The sequence below is a fragment of the Alloprevotella sp. oral taxon 473 str. F0040 genome (assembly GCF_000318095.2).
Classification (GTDB): domain Bacteria; phylum Bacteroidota; class Bacteroidia; order Bacteroidales; family Bacteroidaceae; genus Alloprevotella.
Window position 1 is genome coordinate 98,911 of sequence record NZ_KB290716.1, and the last position, 18,428, is coordinate 117,338.

Annotated in this window: 12 protein-coding genes; 1 reads left to right on the plus strand and 11 read right to left on the minus strand. The window is 46.7% G+C overall.

Annotated features, from left to right (window positions below; translation table 11 throughout):
• Window positions 1-97: 97 nt before the first annotated feature.
• From HMPREF9999_RS04605 to HMPREF9999_RS04635, 7 genes are all read right to left on the minus strand, one after another.
• On the minus strand, window positions 98-1,345 hold the full coding sequence (locus tag HMPREF9999_RS04605) for a DUF1015 domain-containing protein (RefSeq protein WP_009437262.1): 1,248 nt from the start codon (window positions 1,343-1,345) through the stop codon (window positions 98-100).
• 218 nt (window positions 1,346-1,563) lie between these two features.
• A complete protein-coding gene (locus HMPREF9999_RS04610; RefSeq protein WP_009437263.1) occupies window positions 1,564-2,484 on the minus strand; it encodes an NAD(P)-dependent oxidoreductase in 921 nt (306 codons plus the stop codon).
• An 18-nt stretch (window positions 2,485-2,502) separates the two neighbouring features.
• Window positions 2,503-3,573 (minus strand): 3-phosphoserine/phosphohydroxythreonine transaminase, encoded by a 1,071-nt coding sequence (gene serC / locus HMPREF9999_RS04615; RefSeq protein WP_009437264.1) that lies wholly within the window; start codon window positions 3,571-3,573, stop codon window positions 2,503-2,505.
• A gap of 270 nt (window positions 3,574-3,843) precedes the next feature.
• Complete coding sequence (secA, locus tag HMPREF9999_RS04620) at window positions 3,844-7,224, minus strand: preprotein translocase subunit SecA (RefSeq protein ID WP_009437265.1); 3,381 nt, start codon at window positions 7,222-7,224, stop codon at window positions 3,844-3,846.
• A 174-nt stretch (window positions 7,225-7,398) separates the two neighbouring features.
• A complete protein-coding gene (locus HMPREF9999_RS04625) occupies window positions 7,399-8,997 on the minus strand; it encodes an alkaline phosphatase family protein (protein ID WP_009437266.1) in 1,599 nt (532 codons plus the stop codon).
• 56 nt (window positions 8,998-9,053) lie between these two features.
• The gene (locus HMPREF9999_RS04630; protein WP_009437267.1) at window positions 9,054-10,397 is read right to left on the minus strand and encodes a DUF4105 domain-containing protein; all 1,344 of its coding nucleotides are present in this window, start codon (window positions 10,395-10,397) and stop codon (window positions 9,054-9,056) included.
• A gap of 278 nt (window positions 10,398-10,675) precedes the next feature.
• The gene (locus HMPREF9999_RS04635; protein WP_009437269.1) at window positions 10,676-12,187 is read right to left on the minus strand and encodes a hypothetical protein; all 1,512 of its coding nucleotides are present in this window, start codon (window positions 12,185-12,187) and stop codon (window positions 10,676-10,678) included.
• Between the two features lie 267 nt (window positions 12,188-12,454).
• On the opposite strand from HMPREF9999_RS04635, the gene HMPREF9999_RS04645 reads away from it, so the two are divergent.
• Window positions 12,455-13,408 carry a LuxR C-terminal-related transcriptional regulator gene (locus tag HMPREF9999_RS04645; RefSeq protein WP_009437271.1) on the plus strand — a complete coding sequence of 318 codons (954 nt, stop codon included), beginning with the start codon at window positions 12,455-12,457 and terminating at the stop codon, window positions 13,406-13,408.
• A 451-nt stretch (window positions 13,409-13,859) separates the two neighbouring features.
• Here the strand turns inward: HMPREF9999_RS04645 and HMPREF9999_RS04650 are convergent, their stop codons facing one another.
• From HMPREF9999_RS04650 to HMPREF9999_RS04665, 4 genes are all read right to left on the minus strand, one after another.
• Window positions 13,860-14,783, minus strand: a complete 924-nt coding sequence (locus HMPREF9999_RS04650; RefSeq protein ID WP_009437273.1) for a phosphatase PAP2 family protein — start codon at window positions 14,781-14,783, stop codon at window positions 13,860-13,862.
• A gap of 313 nt (window positions 14,784-15,096) precedes the next feature.
• Complete coding sequence (cydB, locus tag HMPREF9999_RS04655) at window positions 15,097-16,245, minus strand: cytochrome d ubiquinol oxidase subunit II (RefSeq protein ID WP_009437274.1); 1,149 nt, start codon at window positions 16,243-16,245, stop codon at window positions 15,097-15,099.
• A gap of 12 nt (window positions 16,246-16,257) precedes the next feature.
• Window positions 16,258-17,754 carry a cytochrome ubiquinol oxidase subunit I gene (locus HMPREF9999_RS04660; protein ID WP_009437275.1) on the minus strand — a complete coding sequence of 499 codons (1,497 nt, stop codon included), beginning with the start codon at window positions 17,752-17,754 and terminating at the stop codon, window positions 16,258-16,260.
• Between the two features lie 179 nt (window positions 17,755-17,933).
• Window positions 17,934-18,146 (minus strand): DUF4492 domain-containing protein, encoded by a 213-nt coding sequence (locus tag HMPREF9999_RS04665; protein WP_009437276.1) that lies wholly within the window; start codon window positions 18,144-18,146, stop codon window positions 17,934-17,936.
• Window positions 18,147-18,428: the final 282 nt, after the last annotated feature.

The following is an 18,428-nucleotide window of genomic DNA, read 5'->3' on the forward strand; positions in this document are numbered from 1 at the left end:
TGCCTCCCCCTTTCAAGAGACTAATCAACAGAGAATATAGATAAATTCATATTAGCTAACGGACTAATCGTAAGGAAAGAAGGAGAGGAGCGATTACTTATTCCATGAGATGAATAACTACACCACTACGAAGTTTGGGTTCAAACCAAGTGGCCTTGGGAGGCATGATGTTGCCTGTGTCTGCTATGCGCATCACTTGATTCATAGACACGGGATAAAGTGCTAGAGCGGCTTTCATTTCACCACTATCCACTCTGTGTTGTAGCTCGGAGAGTCCACGCAAACCACCTACAAAATCTACACGTTTGGAACTGCGCAGATCGGTAATGCCTAACAATTTGTCTAAGATCAAACGAGAAGAGATGTCGACATCAAGCACTCCTATGGGATCTGTGGCATCGTACGTGCCTGGGCGCGCATCTAAGGAATACCACTTGCGATTGAGATAGAGTGAAAACTGGTGAGGTTGCTGTGGAGTATAAGGGGTTTCTCCTTGTTCTTTGACTTCAAAGTCTTCTTGCAGAGCTGTCAAGAATGCCTCATCACTTAGTCCATTGAGGTCAGCTACTACACGATTGTAGTCAAGGATGGTGAGTTGATCGGCGGGGAAACACACTGCCAAGTAATAGTTGTACTCTTCATCACCTTGATGATCTGGATTGGCAGCAGCTCGTTCCACTCCCACACGGGCTGCGGCTGCCGAACGATGGTGACCGTCGGCGATGTATAAGGCGTCCATTGCTCCAAACTCACGAGTGATTGTGGCTATATCATCTGAACTATCAATCACCCACAAGGTATGGCGGAAGCCGTCTACATCGGCTACAAAGTCTATTTCTGGCTTGCCTTGGGCTATGCGATCTATGAGACGCACAAGGATGGGATTGTGCTTGAAAGCTAAAAAGGCAGAACCGATGTGGGCATTGGTGGCAAAGAGGTGCAGCATGCGGTCATCTTCTTTGTCACGACGGGTGAGTTCATGCTTCTTAATTAGCCCATTGTTATAATCGTCTACGTGAGCAGTGAGCACAATACCATATTGGGTGTGCCCATTCATGGTTTGGGCATAGAGATAGTAGCATGATTGAGTATCTTGCACTAGCCATCCTTGCTCGATAAAATGAGTGAGCTGTCGCTTTGCTTCGGGATAAACACGTGGATCGTGCTCATCTGTGCCTTCGGGAAAGTTTATTTCTGGACGGATGATGTGGTAGAGTGATTTCTCATTGCCTCGGCATTCTTCACGCGCTTCTGAAGAATTGAGCACATCATAAGGGCGACTGCTCACTTGGGCGGCAAGATGAGAGGGGGGACGTAGCCCACGGAAAGGTTTTACTCTGGGCATAATGGTAAGAATTTAAGGAAAGTATAGAGTTATGCTTGTTGGTGACAATGAAAAGTACCAACCTGTTGTCAAGAATCACTAGCAGAGGAAGAAAGGATGACTCCTACCCTTTCCTCCTTTGCTAACGAATGAAAGGTATTAGTTCGGGAATGGCATGCTATAAGCCAGGAGATAAGTAGCCGTTATGAAGGAGAACCACTCTATAAAGACTGAGACTGCTACTCATTCACTTGGAATGTTCTATCGCCTGTTGCAAAGAATTTCACGATTTGTCGAGCAGAAGCAAGACCGGCATTGGCATTGGCTTCAGCGGTCTGCGCGCCCATCTTCTTGGGAGGCGCAAAATACCGATCTCCTAACAAGGCTTTGAAGTCTTCATGTCGCTTGGGCGGAATGTCAGTGATGAAACTAAGGTCTGTGCGCTCTTGTAAAAGCTCTAGAAGTTCGTCTTCGTTTATAATTTCTTTGCGAGCAGTATTGACCAATATCCCACCTGGTTTCATCAATTCTATCATTTCGCGATTGACAAATCCAATGGTGCGAGGCGTAGCAGGGGTGTGTAAACTCACAATGTCGCAACATTGCACTAAGTCATACAAATTGTGCTCTGCATACACTCCGTCGCTCTCGATGCGCTCTACACGATGGAAGAAGTCATAAGCATGAACATCCATACCAAAACCCTTAGCGATACGCGCCACTTCACTGGCCACATTGCCATAAGCCAAAAGACCTATTCGCTTGCCTTTGAGTTCACTACCGATTTTTCCATTAAAATGCTGACGCACATGGAAGAGGAGATAGGCAAACACAAGCTCAGCTACTGCATTGGCGTTCTGCCCAGGTGTATTCATCACGACTACGCCGTGGGCGGTGGCTGATTCTAAATCAATACTATCGACTCCTGCTCCTGCACGTACTACAATTTGCAACTGAGGAGCTGCATCAAAGACTTCAGCATCAATGACATCGCTACGCACAATGAGGGCTTCTGCATTGGCCACGGCAGCCAGCAGTTCACTTTTCTCAGTGTATCGCTCCAACAGCTGGAGTTGATGCCCTGCGGTTTCGACAATTTCTCGAATGCCCTCAACAGCTGAGGTCGCAAAAGGCTTTTCGGTGGCAATCAGAATGTTCATACAATGCAAAATAAGCGGTTAATGTTCTTGTGCAAATTGCTTCATCGTTTCTACTAAGGCTTGTACGCCTTCGAGAGGCATGGCATTGTAAATAGAAGCTCTAAATCCACCGACAGAACGATGGCCTTTGATTCCATGCATGCCGCGAGCTGTGGCAAACTTCTGGAACTCGGCTTCGAGTTCTTCCTTGCCTTCTGCCATGACGAAGCATACATTCATGTAACTTCTATCAGCCTTGTCTGTCACGGTGCCACGGAAGAAGGGGTTGCGATCGATTTCTGCATAGAGCAGTTCGGCCTTCTCTTTGGCGCGACGCTCCATTTCAGCTACTCCACCTTGTTCTTTTATCCAACGCAAGGTTTGAAGACAGGTGTAGATAGGCAATACTGGAGGGGTGTTGAACATGCTTCCACCTGCTATGTGGGTGCGGTAGTCGATCATTGAAGGAAGCGGACGGCTCACCTTGCCAAGAATGTCGGTGCGAACAATGACAAACGTGACTCCAGCCATAGAGAGATTCTTCTGAGCTCCACCATAAATGAGGGCATACTTCGATACATCAATCTGACGAGAGAAGATGTCGCTCGACATATCTGCCACCACAGGAACTGGACTATCGATGTCTTCGTGCAATTCGGTGCCGTAGATGGTGTTGTTGGTGGTGATGTGAAAGTAATCTGCGGTAGTGGGGATAGTATATCCTTTAGGGATGTAAGTAAAATTGTCGGTGGCAGAAGACGCTACTTCCACTACTTCTCCAAAAAGCTTGGCTTCTTTGATGGCTTTCTTTGCCCATACGCCCGTGTTTAAGTAGGCGGCTTGGCGTTCGAGCAGATTAAAGGGAACGTAACAGAACTGAGTAGAAGCTCCACCTCCCACAAAAAGGACTTCATATCCTTCGGGGACATTCAAAAGCTCTTTGACTAGGGCAACCGCTTCATCAATCACAGCCTGGAAATTGCTCGTACGATGGCTTATTTCCATAAGAGAAAGTCCCATTCCGTCAAATTCTATGCAGGCTTCTGCGGTGGCTTTAATGACTTGCTGGGGAAGAATAGAGGGACCAGCACCAAAATTGTACTTTTTCATGATACTATAGGGTTGAAAAGTGGGAGAAGTCAGCGAAAGATTAAGAAGCATCACCGACAAACAAGCGTGGCTATTTTGCTAACTCGACTTGTCACACCACGAAATTACACATTTCATATGAAACTCCCAAGAGAAATAACAAAAAAACTCGAAAGTTCTTAGATGACACCTTGTGGTGCACAACAAGAACTTTCGAGTCGTTCGTCTGAAACAGGGATTTTCTACCTCATTTCATGAAGTTACTTCTTGATTTAAGAAGCGAATATTCGGTTATACTAAACCTTTTCCGTGACAGTGTTTGAAGGGTTTGCCAGAACCACAAGGACAGGGATCATTGCGATGTGGCATTTGTTGCTGCTGGAAAGGTTGTTGAGCAGGAGCAGAGGCTGTTTCGCTGCTAAGTTGTGACGCTTCTACGTCTACTAAGTCGCCTTGAGCATCAAACTCTTGCTTGCTTTCTGACATCTCTGCGCGTGCATCATGCTCTACTACGGCTTCTTGCAGCTCAGTGGGTACTTCTGCACCAGCAATGTGCGCACGCATCAAAGTGGAAACAGACGAATTGTTGATATCATTCACCATTTCATCAAAGAGTTTCACACTTTCGATTTTGAAGACCACGAGGGGATCCTTCTGCTCGTACGAAACATTGCGCACAGAATGCTTGAGTTCGTCGAGCATACGGAGGTTTTCCTTCCAAGAATCGTCAATGTTGTGAAGAAGGATGAGCTTTTCAAATTCGCGCACCACACTCTTGGCTTCTGTCTCATAAGCTTCTTTGAGATCGACGCGAACGTTGTAGACCAAACGACCATCACTGATAGGAATCAAGATGTTGTCATACATGTCGGACTGTGTCTCGTAGATTTGCTTAATGACAGGCAAAGCCACAGCTCGGAGAGTCTCAGTCTTGCGATTGAATGTGCTGATAGCGGCTTCGAAAGCACGTTCGTACAGATCACCACGCTTTGAGCTATTGAGTTCTTCCTCTGTGAAGGGAACTTCCATGGCAAAGAGTTCTATGAAGCGCTCTTTGCAACCTTCATAGTCGTTGTTCTGTATGGTGTCTACGACACGGTCCCAAATCATGTTAGAAATGTCCATACCGATACGCTCACCCATCAAGGCATGACGGCGTTTCTCGTAGATTACCGTACGCTGCTTGTTCATGACGTCATCATACTCAAGCAGGTGCTTACGTGTACCGAAGTTATTTTCTTCGACTTTCTTCTGGGCACGCTCGATGCTCTTGCTGATCATCTTAGCCTCAATCATTTCGCCATCCTTAAATCCTAGGCGATCCATGACTGCTGCAATGCGTTCTGAAGCAAAGAGACGCATGAGTTTGTCTTCTAAGGATACGTAGAACACAGAGCTACCCACGTCACCTTGACGACCTGCACGACCACGCAACTGACGGTCTACGCGACGGCTATCGTGACGCTCAGTACCAATGATGGCCAAACCACCTGCTGCACGCACTTCTGCTGAGAGCTTAATGTCAGTACCACGACCAGCCATGTTGGTAGCGATGGTAACTGCGCCGAGCAGACGTTCTTCTTCGTGCTTATTGCCATCTTCGTCGGTGATGGTCACCTTGCCCAAGGTGCTTTGACCAGCGAGGGCAACGATGTCTGCTTCCTTTTGGTGGAGCTTAGCGTTAAGTACTTGGTGTGGAATGCGACGAAGATTGAGCAGGCGGCTGAGAAGTTCAGAGATTTCCACAGAACTTGTGCCGACCAGCACAGGACGTCCGGCATTTCGCATCTTTTCTACTTCATCAATCACCGCAGTATACTTTTCGCGTTGCGTTTTGTACACACGGTCATTCATGTCAATGCGCTGGATAGGACGGTTGGTAGGAATTTCCACAACGTCGAGCTTGTAGATATTCCAGAACTCACCAGCTTCCGTGATAGCCGTACCCGTCATACCCGCCAACTTGTGGTACATACGGAAGTAGTTTTGCAGCGTGATGGTAGCAAAAGTCTGGGTTGCGGCTTCTACACGCACGTGCTCTTTTGCCTCAACAGCTTGGTGGAGTCCATCGCTCCAGCGGCGTCCTTCCATGATACGGCCTGTAGATTCGTCGACAATCTTAACTTGACCATCTTGAATCACATAGTCGTCATTGAGAGTGAACATGGCATACGCCTTCAAGAGCTGTTGGAGCGTGTGCACACGGTCGCTCTTGATAGCATAATCGGCCATGAGTTCATCCTTCTTGGCTATGCGCTCTTCATCAGGTAAGTGTTGCGCCTCAAGAGCTGAGAGTTGTGAAGTGATATCGGGCAACACGAAGAGTTCATCATTCTGAACTGCCTCAGCCAACCATGCTGTTCCCTTATCAGTGAGGTCGCAAGAACGTTGCTTCTCATCAACCACGAAATAAAGAGGTTCTACGGCCTCTGGCATACGACGGTTGTTATTCTCCATGTAGATTTCTTCCGTCTTCAACATGCCAGCCTTGACACCAGGTTCTGAGAGATACTTAATGAGTGGACCGTTCTTGGGCAATGCCTTGTGCGAACGATAGAGTGCGAGATTACCCTTTTCGCGATCTTCCTTATTATCGCTCTTGAGCAAACGCTTAGCCTCTGTGAGATATTCAGTAGCCAACTTCTTCTGTACAGCAACCAAACGCTCTACAAGGGGTTGGTATTCTTCATACATTTGGTCTTCACCACGCTCTACAGGACCAGAGATAATGAGCGGAGTACGTGCATCGTCAATGAGCACAGAGTCTACCTCGTCGACAATAGCATAATAATGCTTGCGCTGTACAAGGTCGGTGGGACTCATGGCCATGTTGTCACGAAGGTAGTCAAAACCAAATTCGTTGTTAGTACCAAAAGTAATGTCGCTATTGTATGCACGACGGCGAGCTTCACTGTTGGGTTGGTGCTTGTCGATGCAGTCCACGCTCAAGCCATGGAACTGATAGAGAGGTCCCATCCATTCAGAGTCACGCTTGGCAAGGTAGTCATTGACGGTCACCACGTGCACACCACGCCCTGAAAGCGCGCGAAGGAACACAGGGCAAGTAGCCACCAAAGTCTTACCTTCACCTGTGGCCATCTCAGCGATCTTTCCTTGGGTGAGTACGACACCGCCAAAGAGTTGCACGTCATAGTGCACCATCTCCCACTTAAGATCATTACCTCCTGCAAGCCAGTGATTGTGATAGATGGCCTTTGTACCATCTTCAGAGAGTTCTACGAAGTCACGGGTGACAGCCAACTCACGGTCAAAGTCACTCGCAGTAACTTCTATAGTCTCATTAGTAGCAAAGCGACGTGCCGTTTCTTTTACGATAGCAAACGCCTCAGGAAGAGCTTCTTCTAGGGCAACATCCATGCGTTCGAGTACCTCTTTCTCGAGCTTATCGATCTTATTGAAGAGTACTTCACGATCTTCAATAGGAGTTTCTTCAATTTTTGCGCGAATCTCTGCGATTTCAGCATTGAGCTCATCGCCAGAACCTTGGATGTTACGCTTCAGTTCTTCGGTCTTTGCACGCAACTCATCGTTAGTGAGTGCTTCGATGCTAGGAGAAACGGCCTTGATTTTATCCACCCACGGTTGAATTTCTTTCATATCGCGGGTAGCCTTACTACCAAAAATTTTGGAGAGGAGTTTATTAAGATCCATAAATGGGTATATATTTCGTTGTATGAATTTGAGAATAGGTGGAGATGTTGAAAGGTCTAAGCCTACTCCACCATATATTAATAGGAGAAGAACACTAAAGTGTTCCAAATATCGCAGCCCTATTCCTGCAAGAGCCCTATTGTCTTCTCATAAGGAGACTAAAGCTCATTGGCATTATAATAGCGGTGCACGCGTGCAAGCATTGGGGGCTCGGATGCGTAGGGCTTTCGACAACGTGGGAGCTATGCAATCCACCGTCACTGGCGTGGTCACTAACTCAGATTTTACACCTGCACCATACAAAATGATAGGGAAAGCTACATAAGCTTCACGCATCATCTTCGATTCCTGCGTATCTGCATTGACATATCTCCAGCCAGGCATCACTTGGATAGTTACATCGCCAGAGCGTTGTTGGTTAAATCCTCCGCGAATACGAGAGATACCAGGTGTCCATGCCCCTTGCATCAGTCGATGCGCAGTATAGACATCCTTCACTCCTGCCAGTTGTATCAAGAAATCTTGCACGCGAGCTTGAAACTCTGAGACATTGATTTGTCGATTCTCAAGCAAACGGTGGTTAAAATAGATTTCAGTGCCGTAAGTGGCTTCGATATAATTGCCTTGTCCATACACAGCCACAAGGTACATGCCAAGCAAACTAACCGTGCGTCGCATGTCGAACGTCCCTGTGGGAATACGATATTTCGAGAGATCGGCCGTTTCTTCCTCTGTATACCCCGTAGAAGTGAGTGTAAAGAGCACGCGCCCAGCACCTGCTTTGGCTTCTGCGGCACGAATAATCTCAGCCACAGCACGATCCAGTCGCGCATAAGTGTCTTGCAATTCTAATGCTCCCTCAGAAACAGGCCTATTTCGATAAGTACCAGCATAGAGGGACACAGAAAGATAGTCCGTTGTGGCATCAGCCCCTAGGTGAGTGCCAATGAGCGCGGCCGAAGTCATAGCAGCCACCTCGTCATTCACCAAAGCAGAGGTCTTAAACTCCGTGAAACGACTACTTCCTTTGAAGCGATGCGCAAAAGGCTTGCGCGCATCTCCCGTTACAAAGTAGGAAAACTTGCCCACTCTCTCATTAGAAGGCTGCCAAGTCTCATTTTGTAAACGGAGGTCTATATTATAATACGTGTTACGATGGTCTGCCCAGGCTGGAAAGCTGCCATAATACGACGAAGAGACCCAGTTGCCCGTGTTATTATCCATCCACACCACTTGGTCAGCAGCGTGACCAGCGGAGAGGATTGCCACGTCGGCTTCAGGGGCAATGGAGACTACCTGCGCTTTTCCACGAGTAGCCACCTTGAGTTCATCGCCAATTGTACTCACATTCAGCCATCGAGGAGAGAACTGTTCCACAGTTCCTAAGCCCTTTACTTGGCGATCTTCCACACAAAGCATGGGACGAAGCGTCTCACGATTGAGCCAACGCCAAGCAACGATGCCATGATCAGCAGCCGTAGTTCCCGTGGCAAGCGTAGCCGCTGCCGATGCTCGGTCAGGGCGCGCCAAGGGATACTCAGCTTGTTCGTACCAGCGGCCTTGTCGCATGAGTCTTTGCAGTCCATCTTCTCCATATAATGGAGAGAACGCTTCGAGATAGTCCGAGCGGAGTTGGTCTACAAGGATGTTCACCACCAATCGCGGCACAACATTCTTCTCACCCTCCCATGCCAACTCGGCCCCCTTAGCCTCAACAACGGCTAAGATGGTCATCGCGGTGATGAAGGAAAGAATGAAATTATGCTTACGCATGGTGAATATTGAAACTATTTATTCTGTAACACGAGGAGCATGCTCCCTTTTTTATCTTAAACTATGCGCCACACGATGTCGTATGAAGTATAAGCAATCATGCCAGAGCGCACCAAAAGCATGAGTGCTATGGGTACAGTGGGCAAAGGGAATTGCTGGTTTCCAAAGAAGAATGTAATAAAATATCCCAAGACGCCTACCATTGCCAGAGCAGCCATCGCCTTACGAAAGGCCACTGCACTAGGTAAATACAGCGAGAGAAGGAGGAGCAATAAGACAGGATTGAAGATACTGATCAAATAATTTGTACCTACAGCTGGATGTTCTGACCATCCTATCATAATGGTAAGTAGAACACCCACCAAGCTCAATCCTACCAATAGCACTGTGTCAAAACTAAGTGTCCAGATGCGCCAAGCACGCTGGGCTATTGGATTGCCCTTTCTCGCACGCCATTGACCGAAGGTCAGCAATAGACAGAATGCAAACAATGTGCCAAAAAAGACAATAGGAGAAAGCGGAGTTGCTTTTTGTTGAGCCACACTTTCTATAGGCAAAAGTGGAGCTTTTGCTACGACTAATGGTCGTAACTGACCATCACGTCCGCGAATCTGTGCTGCATCAAAGATGCGTAGTGCGTAAGTGGGAAGGAAATTATAGCGCAGTTGATCCTCAGCATTGAACTTACGATCCACTTCGGGGCCGAGTAAGAGATCTTGTCCAAACTCATACCATGGGCTGTTTCTCGTAAACTCATGTATCATATCGCGCTGACTCATCACAGACTTATCGCGACTCAGATTTGGAAAGACCAGAGTTTCTCCATTAGCTTTCAGTGCGGCCTTGATGGCTTCTACTGCACGTGTGGTACAGTTATCATAGAGAAAGTTATAACGATACGTCCAATCAGGCTTATCCGCTATCAAAGTATCCATCCCCTCAAAACCTTGCACGGGATAGGTGTGTCGTTCGTATTTGTTTTGTTCAAAGATTTGGTTTTGCCATCGAGCCACATGCGCCACTTCGGCAGGCGTGAGATTCAGATATTGCTCGGTGACTGGCATTTGTTCATTGGCAAACTCATATCCAAACAATGCTAAACTCTCGCGAGATACCGAATAATCGGTCAAGCCCAGGATGAACTTTACGATGAACCCAGACTGATTCAGACTAAAAAGTCCATAGTTATAAGCATAATCTGTCGTCCCTTTGGCTTCACGCACGCGGAGTGCCGTATGTCCGTACAAACGATAAAGGCTCGTTCCTGGCGCACAAGTGAGCAGACTCACTCGCGCACTATCATTGGCCGCGGCCATTTTGGAGACATTTACAAAACTTTGAGCTCTCACCACTAATGGCAAGAGCAACAAAACGAGAAGTATGTGCAGTTTTATTCTCATCTTTGCACAGTTATTGACCAGCAAATTTACAGAAAAATGACCAAGAAGCAAAATTTTACTTCCCCTTTTTCTGCTTTTCCTTCTGAAACTTACTCTAGGATAGCACAAACTGGCGAGGCCACGTGAGACACATTCACTTATCTACCATGATTTCCCCTTCCACATTTAGCTCATTTCAAATCAAAAAGCAGGGACTATAGACCATTCCTCAGCGAGGAAGTCTATAGTCCCTACTCGATTTATGATTTGCACTCAAACTAATGCAGACAATTTCTGGTTTAACGGCTCAGGAACCACGCATTGAAAGCAGCTCCAATAGCAAATTCATTTTCTGAACGCAAGGCACCACCAGCAATCTTACGGTGAGTATAATCGGCCTTCAACACGATGTCCTTTCCTAAACGATAGTTCACACCAGCCACCCACATGGACGTCTCGAAAACATCTGACATAGGAATCACATGGGTTGCTAAATTAGTTCCGGCATGCTGAGGGTTATAGTATTCATAGCGCACAAAGGGAAGGATGTCAGGAGTATGACCTGTGTTGAAGATATGCTTCAGATTGAAGCCCACTTCTGCAGCACAACTAATTGCTCGTTCCGCTATATAGAGTTTTTTCTCCCCCATACGTCCAAATGCATCGGCATTACCCACATTACCAGAAACGATATTTGCGCGCGCTTCTACATACTTGTTCAACCATTGTGCATCAACCGACCAGAGAGTCACAGGCACTTTAGCTGTGTTTTTGATTACTTCTTCAGCGACAAATGCGTTGTTTGTGGTATTGGAGCAATAATAGAAACTCGCTCCTAAGCGCAAACCAGGCACGCCCACCCAATCCAAACGCGCCATCCACGCAGGATTGGTGAAGTTGTCTTGCTCAAAGAGTCCTTGCTGCCCTTGATGCACCCAACTTTCTGGTCTGAATTGTTGTGCATTTAAGCCAGAAACAAGCATCGTGTGGTAATCAAACTGGCCTAACCCACGGCCAAAAGTACCATAGGCTGCCAAACCTGTCTCGTGCCATGTGCTAGGAATAATGCTCGTTTCACCTTCAGGACGCGCTGTACCAAAGAAGTTCAGAGGTTCATGATGAGCATTGGTGAGGCCCATTGGCACAACCATGTGCCCAAAGCGAAGGTTAAAGGCAGGATGCACAAGACGAGTGATGTGGAATTGCTCGATGATGACCTCCCCTCCCTTTGAAAGTTCTGTTGAAGTGTCACCATTCTTTGCATTTTCCAATTCCGCCGTGACTCCGGTACCACCCGATTCAAATTCAATCTCAGCACCTACCACCCATTTGGGATTAATCTTATAATCCAAAGCTAAAACAAAACGGGGGATAGAGATTGTGGCACGATTCTCTAGAGTATTTCCTTCCTTCGTTGCAAATCGATTCAAGCCATAGCCTTTGAAAGCCGAAATCATTTCACCATATCCACCTAGACGGAAACGCGAAAAACTGCTATACTCTTCATCCGAAGCACGAAGTTTGAGCGCATTGTGCGGATGATTGCCATCGCAGTGCTCTTCGCAATGCACATCTTGACTATGGTGGCAGTGTTCCTGGCAAGCCTCAGCAGCTTTCTTAGGCATACTGACCTGTTTTTTATCGGAAGGTTTATTCTGGTCAGAGCGTTCCATCATCCCATCAGGCACTCTGCCATTGAGTTCCTTCAAGGGATGATTGCCCATGATTTCATCTTTGATGCGACACTGTGCTGCTGCATGGAGCGAAATTGCGCCCAATACCGCAGTAAAAATAATTTTTTTACTAGTCATTGTCTTTGTTTTTCGATAATCCAACTGCAAAATTACGATTTTTTCAGTAGACAAGCAATCACTACTTATGGGTATTTTTCTGTTTTTCTCACATAATCACACGGCATTCGTGGGGAAAATACCTACTAATGAGGAGCGAAAAGACCAAAAAAAGTTCGTATCTTTGCAATATCTTTGGGCATACTATCAAAGACTTGCAATAGATGCTATTGCGGAGCTCTTCGACACCAGTCCATTTCAAGTTGCCATATCACTTTCCTATTTTCTATGACTACTGGCTACACTGAACACAACAAGATGAGCGATGTCATAGCATCGCAGCCTTCTCTCCTTCAAATGATTTCTCGCTTTGGCATTCAGCTGGGTGTGGGTGAGAAAACAGTGCGCGAAGTGTGCGAAGCATCTAAGGTGGACACGACAACTTTTCTTGCCGTGGCCAATGTCATGAAGCAAGGTGCCACAGCAGCAGGATTCTACATCGACAAGATTGACATGCCCACAATGATGCGCCACTTGGAATCGGCCCATGAATTTTTCTTGGACTTCCAATTGCCGCACATCCGTCGCAAATTGCTCGAAGCAATCGACTGTTCTCGACAAAACGAAGTGGCTTTTCTTATCCTCAAATTCTATGATGAATACATGCACGAAGTGCGCAAGCACATGGAATATGAGAATCAGCATATCTTCTCCTACGTGAAACGTCTACTAGCCGGTGAGAAAGTGACAGATTTCCGCATCGGGCAATACTCCAGTAGTCACGATGGAATGGAACACAAACTCCAAGAACTGAAGAATATCATCATCAAGTATTATTCTCCCAACGAAGGCACTTCAAGCGATTTACTCTGCTATGTTCTCTTCAGTATCTACAACTCGGAAGCTGACCTACGGGCGCACTGCGACATGGAAGATTCTCTTTTCTTCCCAGCAGTGCAACTTCTCGAAGAGCGCATAGCCAACAACCAATTTGTCTCCAACACTGGAGCAGAAAACGAAGATGGGGAAACGCTCACCGAGCGCGAACGACAAATTGTGGCCTGCGTGGTGCGTGGATTAACCAACCGAGAAGTGGCAGAGCATCTCTTCATTTCTATCAACACGGTGCTCACTCACCGCCGCAACATCTCACGCAAACTAGACATCCACTCTGTCAGTGGGCTGACCATCTATGCCATTGTCAATGGTATCGTGCAGATAGACGAGGTGTCGCTCAACTAAGCGCATAGTCTCAACTTCGAGACATTCAACAAATCAACATAAAGACTCGGGTGTGTCAAACTAAGTTTTGGCACACCCGAGTTTTTATTTAGCGAATGGTGAAGTGTCTCGACCGACGTCATCCTCGCAATACAGAGTACAAGACCCAGGAAAGGTAAAGTTCACACTCTTGTTTCTTCTCAAAGAAGAGTTTATGAGTATCAGTTTTTGAGGGTTGTTATGATAGCACACCGAGGAGGGAAACCATGATTATCCTCAAAGCATTCACAAAAACTCGGAGAATTGTGAGTAAAAAGTCGGAGACTTTCTCTAAAAAGTGGGAGACTTTTTAAAAAAACTCGGAGATATTTTTGGAAAAGTCCGAGACTTTAGTGACGACCAAGGAAGATGCTACTGATGCAACGAGGAACACCCGAAGAAACCAGTGCAAACTTCTAAAAGTGACAAAGCACTAAAACGTCCAAACAGCCGAAAAGCCAGTGCTCTTTTGGGAGGCATCAAAAGTAGGCACTACTAAGAGCGAAGAAGTGGAGGCTTTGTCGGATTTGGACAATGAGGTTTTCTTGCGATCCCAACCAAGGAGTTTCTTCTCAAGGGGCAAAAGCAACAACCCAAGACGCACAGAAGCAAAGCCATAAGCTGCCCCTCCAAGCACATCATTGACCCAGTGGCGATTGTTGTACATGCGCAACAATCCCACTGTAGCTGCCACTGCATAAGCTCCAATCCCAGCCATGTTGCCATATTCCGAGCGCACTAATTCAGCTCCCATGACGGCAGTTGCAGTGTGTCCAGATGGAAAAGAATTGCGCGCACTACCATCGGGACGTAGTGAACCAACAGAATATTTTGTGGCGTTGACCAAAGTTCCCATGATGAAATAGGTGGTTGCTCCTAAGAGCAAGCGGTCACGGAAATTATGTCGATGATATACTCCTGGAAAAAAGCCTAAAGACAAAAAGGCAGCAAAGGGCGAATACTGGATATAATCATCTGCACGCATTGGCCCTCTCGTATGCCAGCGAAGAAACTGCTTGCGAACAGCCATACGTCGTTTGTGAAACCATCCTCTATCAACTACACCCCAGACTCCAAGGGCTGTAAGTCCTACTGGAACACCAATCTGCCAAACAGGAGAGAGGTGAACAAAGTGTGAAGTCTTACGCACGAGCAAAGTATCGACAGTGAAGTCAGGAGATAACTCCAAAGCTTTACGCACTGCTTGAGTGTCTAAGCGCACACTATCACTCAAAGCATTCTCCACTCTGAGAGGAGAAACTATCGTATCAGACGAAACGTCGACTCCTGCATGAACGAGATGAGAAGTAGATGCTGGAACGAATTGGGCAAAAAGAGGAAGTCTCCAACCTATCATTGAGACAAAAAAGCAGCTCAGCAGGAGTATAAATCGAAAATACATGAGAAGTTGAGAGTGTTTGGCACATGAGCGGAAGAAAAAAAAGACGAACATCCTATATAATAGACAAAGACAGATGTTCATCGGCTTTGAGAAATCCCGCATAAAGTGAAAGCAAAAGTAGTGATTTATCCTCAGATAGAGAGAACTTCATGACTAAAACTTGAGTTATTGATGGTTGGACTGGCTAAATGTCATGCAAGGTCTACAAACAAGAAAGCACCGCTAGTTCTAAGAACTGCGGTGCTTTCTTGTATATAACAGCGGAAACCTAGTAGGTATGATCGTTTTCTTGAAGTTCTTCTTTCGTGAGACTCTTACGGTCGATGCTATACCATGCGTAGGCGATATAAGCCAAAACAAAAGGAATGGCCAAAGACACCACGCTCATGGCTGTGAGGGTGAACTCACTGGAGCAGCTATTGGCAAGGGTCAAAGAGCTTTGTGCATCAGCCAACGAAGGATAGTAAGCAGTGTTGTTCAATCCTGCAATGAGCAACAAGCTCCAAACAGCAAGAACAGCACCGATTCCAGCAAACCAAATGCCACGAACGTAGGTGGAAGAGAAGACCGTGCGAGCAATGCCTACCAACACCAAAACTACACCTACCAAGAAGAGCACAAGGACTGCAGGGAGGGCGAGGAAGTTGTGGAGATATTTATAGGCCTCCATAGACACCATACCAGTGTTGGCATCAACAGCCCAGCCATCCATAGTGAGTAAGTGACCAGCAAAGGACAAGAAAAGCACGAGAAAAGCTACAGAGTCGGTGAGTACTTGACGACGAATGCGAGGAGAAAGGGTGGCATCGACGATGTTGTTGAGCATATACAAATCGCCCAACACGCGACTCAAGAAGAATACGACCAAACCGAGGACAACATTCCAAGGATTTGTCACAGCTTCCAGCCCATGCCAGCCAGTGGTCCACTGACTGATAGCAGGTGCTATTTGATCAGTCATCACATCTTTGTTCACCACGAAGTTGGCACCATGGAAGAAAGTCCCAACAGCTGTGCCTAATAGCACAGGACCAAGCACACCATTGAGCACGAGAAACCAACGATAGGTGTTCTTGCCCAGCAGGTTGCCAAGCTTTGACTGGAACTCATAGCTCACAGCTTGAAGCACGAAGCTAAAGAGAATGAGCATCCACACCCAATAAGCACCGCCAAAGCTGGTGCTATAAAACAAGGGGAAGGAGGCGAAAAAAGCACCGCCAAAGGTGACTAATGTGGTGAAGGTAAATTCCCATTTGCGACCTGTACTATTGACGATGAGCGCGCGCTCTTCCTCCGTGCGGCCGAGGGTGAAGATTTGGGTGTTGGCTCCTTGCACAAACATGAGAAAGACAACCAGTGCACCGAGGAGGCTGACGAGCAACCACCAGTATTGTTGAAGAAGTTCGTAGGTAATCATAGGTCAGTGATATTATTCTTGTTCGTGCTTATTGATGGCCTTGAACATGATACGCAATTCGGCGATGAGCAGGGCCGTGAAGACTATAAAGAAGAGAGCAAAGGTGATTTGCACATTGTGTACGGAGAGACTAGACACAGCAGCACTAACAGGGAGAAGGTCTTGAATAGCCCATGGCTGACGACCCACTTCGGCTACAATCCAACCCGCTTGTTGGGCGGCATAAGTGAGCAGCAAGCTCCAAAGCCCCACATGAAGCAACCAACGCATATGCTGAAGTTTGCCTTTGCGACCAAACCACCAGAGCAAAGCCATCACCAAGATGAGCGCAAAACCTGTGCCCACCATGATGCGGAACGACCAGAACATCAAACCACGATTAGGCACGAGATCTTCTACCTTCTCAATATAGCCATAACCGAAGTAGGCTTTATTTTCTTCAAAAGTCTTGCGAGCTACAGCTGCTTTCTCGGGGTTAGTTTTGCGATGTTCACGATATTCTTTGAAAGCAGCAAGGGCCTTCTTACCGTGTTCCATCTTTTGTGTGGCGGGAATCACCTCTTCACCCTTGTGATTGGTATAACCCTTATAGAGGATGTCGTTTTCACCAGGCACAAAGCAATTAGGATCCTTGAAGGCTATCAAAGAAAGGGCATAAGGCACTTTGACACCAGGCACGACAGTGAAGCACGCACCACACTCTCCATCCTTGAGTCCTTCGGCCACAGCGAGCTTCATGGGCTGATGATTGGCGATGTCCACACCACTAGCATCACCAGTGCCAGCAGTGATAATTGCAGAGATGAAACCGACAAGACTAGCAACTTTAATACTCTGAGTAGCCATTTTGATGTTGCGATTGCGAAGCAAATACCAGCAACTCACGGCAACCACAAACGTAGAACCCAACAACCATGCGCTAGACACGGTGTGCAAGAATTTGTTGACTGCGAAGGACTGGAAGGCAACTGCAAAGAAATCCATCATCTCATTGCGCACTGTGTCGGGATTGAAGTTCATTCCCGTGGGGTGTTGCATCCAACTATTGGCCACCAAAATCCACCATGCGGAAAGCGTAGCTCCAAAACCAGTGAGCCAAGTAGAAGCAAGATGGAAGCCTTTACTAATCTTACCCCAGCCAAAGAACATGAGGGCTATAAAGGTGGACTCCATGAAGAAAGCGAAGACGCCTTCAATAGCAAGAGGTGCTCCGAAGATGTCACCTACAAACCAAGAGTAGTTGCTCCAGTTGGTACCAAATTCAAACTCCAGGATGATACCTGTGGCCACACCAATGGCGAAGTTGATACCAAAGAGCTTCTGCCAAAATTGCGTGGTAGTCTTCCAAAACTCATCACCAGTGCGGTAGTAGATGGTTTCCATAATGGCCATCACGAGGGCAAGTCCGAGAGTGAGGGGGACAAACAACCAGTGATAGCATGCCGTAAGGGCAAATTGGGCTCTCGACCAGTCTAGAACGGCCGGATCCGTGGCTTGTAAAAATGTCATATCTTTGTTATTATTTTGAATTTCAAGAGTTTTCTATCCAAAACTCAGCTATGAATGATTGAGAAATAATTACTATATAATTATCTGCAACAGAGTAGTGAGAAGATATATCGTAGCGATGGAGCTAACCACCCTCGATAGACAAACGAGCTTAGGGCAATAAAGTGTACACAAACTTACTACTGGGGCTGCTCCTGCACGAAATTGTCACCTACGGTAGTAGCTTTTTGGTCGGCACTGCCCTTGAGCGTGGGCTGGAAGAAAAAGAGTTTAAGCACAGCAAACATGACGAAGAGCTTGACCAGGACAATGATCCAGAGCGTTTTGCCCCAAGTCATGCCACGCAGTCCTTCGGCATAGATGCGGAAAAAAGTTTTGAGTGCAGCAACCATAAGAGATGGAAGTTGAAATTAGTAGGAGGACTACAGAGTTTTTCACAAAAACACTTTGTAAAATGCACAAAGAATGAAGTCGTTAGATAGACATCTCCGTAGTTTATTCCAATTTGTAATGTAAACTTATAAATTATTCAAAGTACAAAAATACGTCGTGCGCGTGAAATCTCCAAACATTTTTCCTCATAAATGAGGAGATACCCTATTTTTTATCGCATGAATGGTAAATTAGCCCCATTTCCAGCTCGATTATTTGGTGTTTCCTGCGCTTCGTTGTAA

Coding starts and splice junctions, on each gene's coding strand:
- HMPREF9999_RS04605 (WP_009437262.1), bottom strand. CDS start 1,345: ATGCCCAGAGTAAAACCTTTCCGTGGGCTACGTCCCCCCTCTCATCTT.
- HMPREF9999_RS04650 (WP_009437273.1), bottom strand. CDS start 14,783: ATGATAGGTTGGAGACTTCCTCTTTTTGCCCAATTCGTTCCAGCATCT.
- HMPREF9999_RS04645 (WP_009437271.1), top strand. CDS start 12,455: ATGACTACTGGCTACACTGAACACAACAAGATGAGCGATGTCATAGCA.
- secA (WP_009437265.1), bottom strand. CDS start 7,224: ATGGATCTTAATAAACTCCTCTCCAAAATTTTTGGTAGTAAGGCTACC.
- serC (WP_009437264.1), bottom strand. CDS start 3,573: ATGAAAAAGTACAATTTTGGTGCTGGTCCCTCTATTCTTCCCCAGCAA.
- HMPREF9999_RS04635 (WP_009437269.1), bottom strand. CDS start 12,187: ATGACTAGTAAAAAAATTATTTTTACTGCGGTATTGGGCGCAATTTCG.
- HMPREF9999_RS04660 (WP_009437275.1), bottom strand. CDS start 17,754: ATGACATTTTTACAAGCCACGGATCCGGCCGTTCTAGACTGGTCGAGA.
- HMPREF9999_RS04630 (WP_009437267.1), bottom strand. CDS start 10,397: ATGAGAATAAAACTGCACATACTTCTCGTTTTGTTGCTCTTGCCATTA.
- HMPREF9999_RS04625 (WP_009437266.1), bottom strand. CDS start 8,997: ATGCGTAAGCATAATTTCATTCTTTCCTTCATCACCGCGATGACCATC.
- HMPREF9999_RS04665 (WP_009437276.1), bottom strand. CDS start 18,146: ATGGTTGCTGCACTCAAAACTTTTTTCCGCATCTATGCCGAAGGACTG.
- HMPREF9999_RS04610 (WP_009437263.1), bottom strand. CDS start 2,484: ATGAACATTCTGATTGCCACCGAAAAGCCTTTTGCGACCTCAGCTGTT.
- cydB (WP_009437274.1), bottom strand. CDS start 16,245: ATGATTACCTACGAACTTCTTCAACAATACTGGTGGTTGCTCGTCAGC.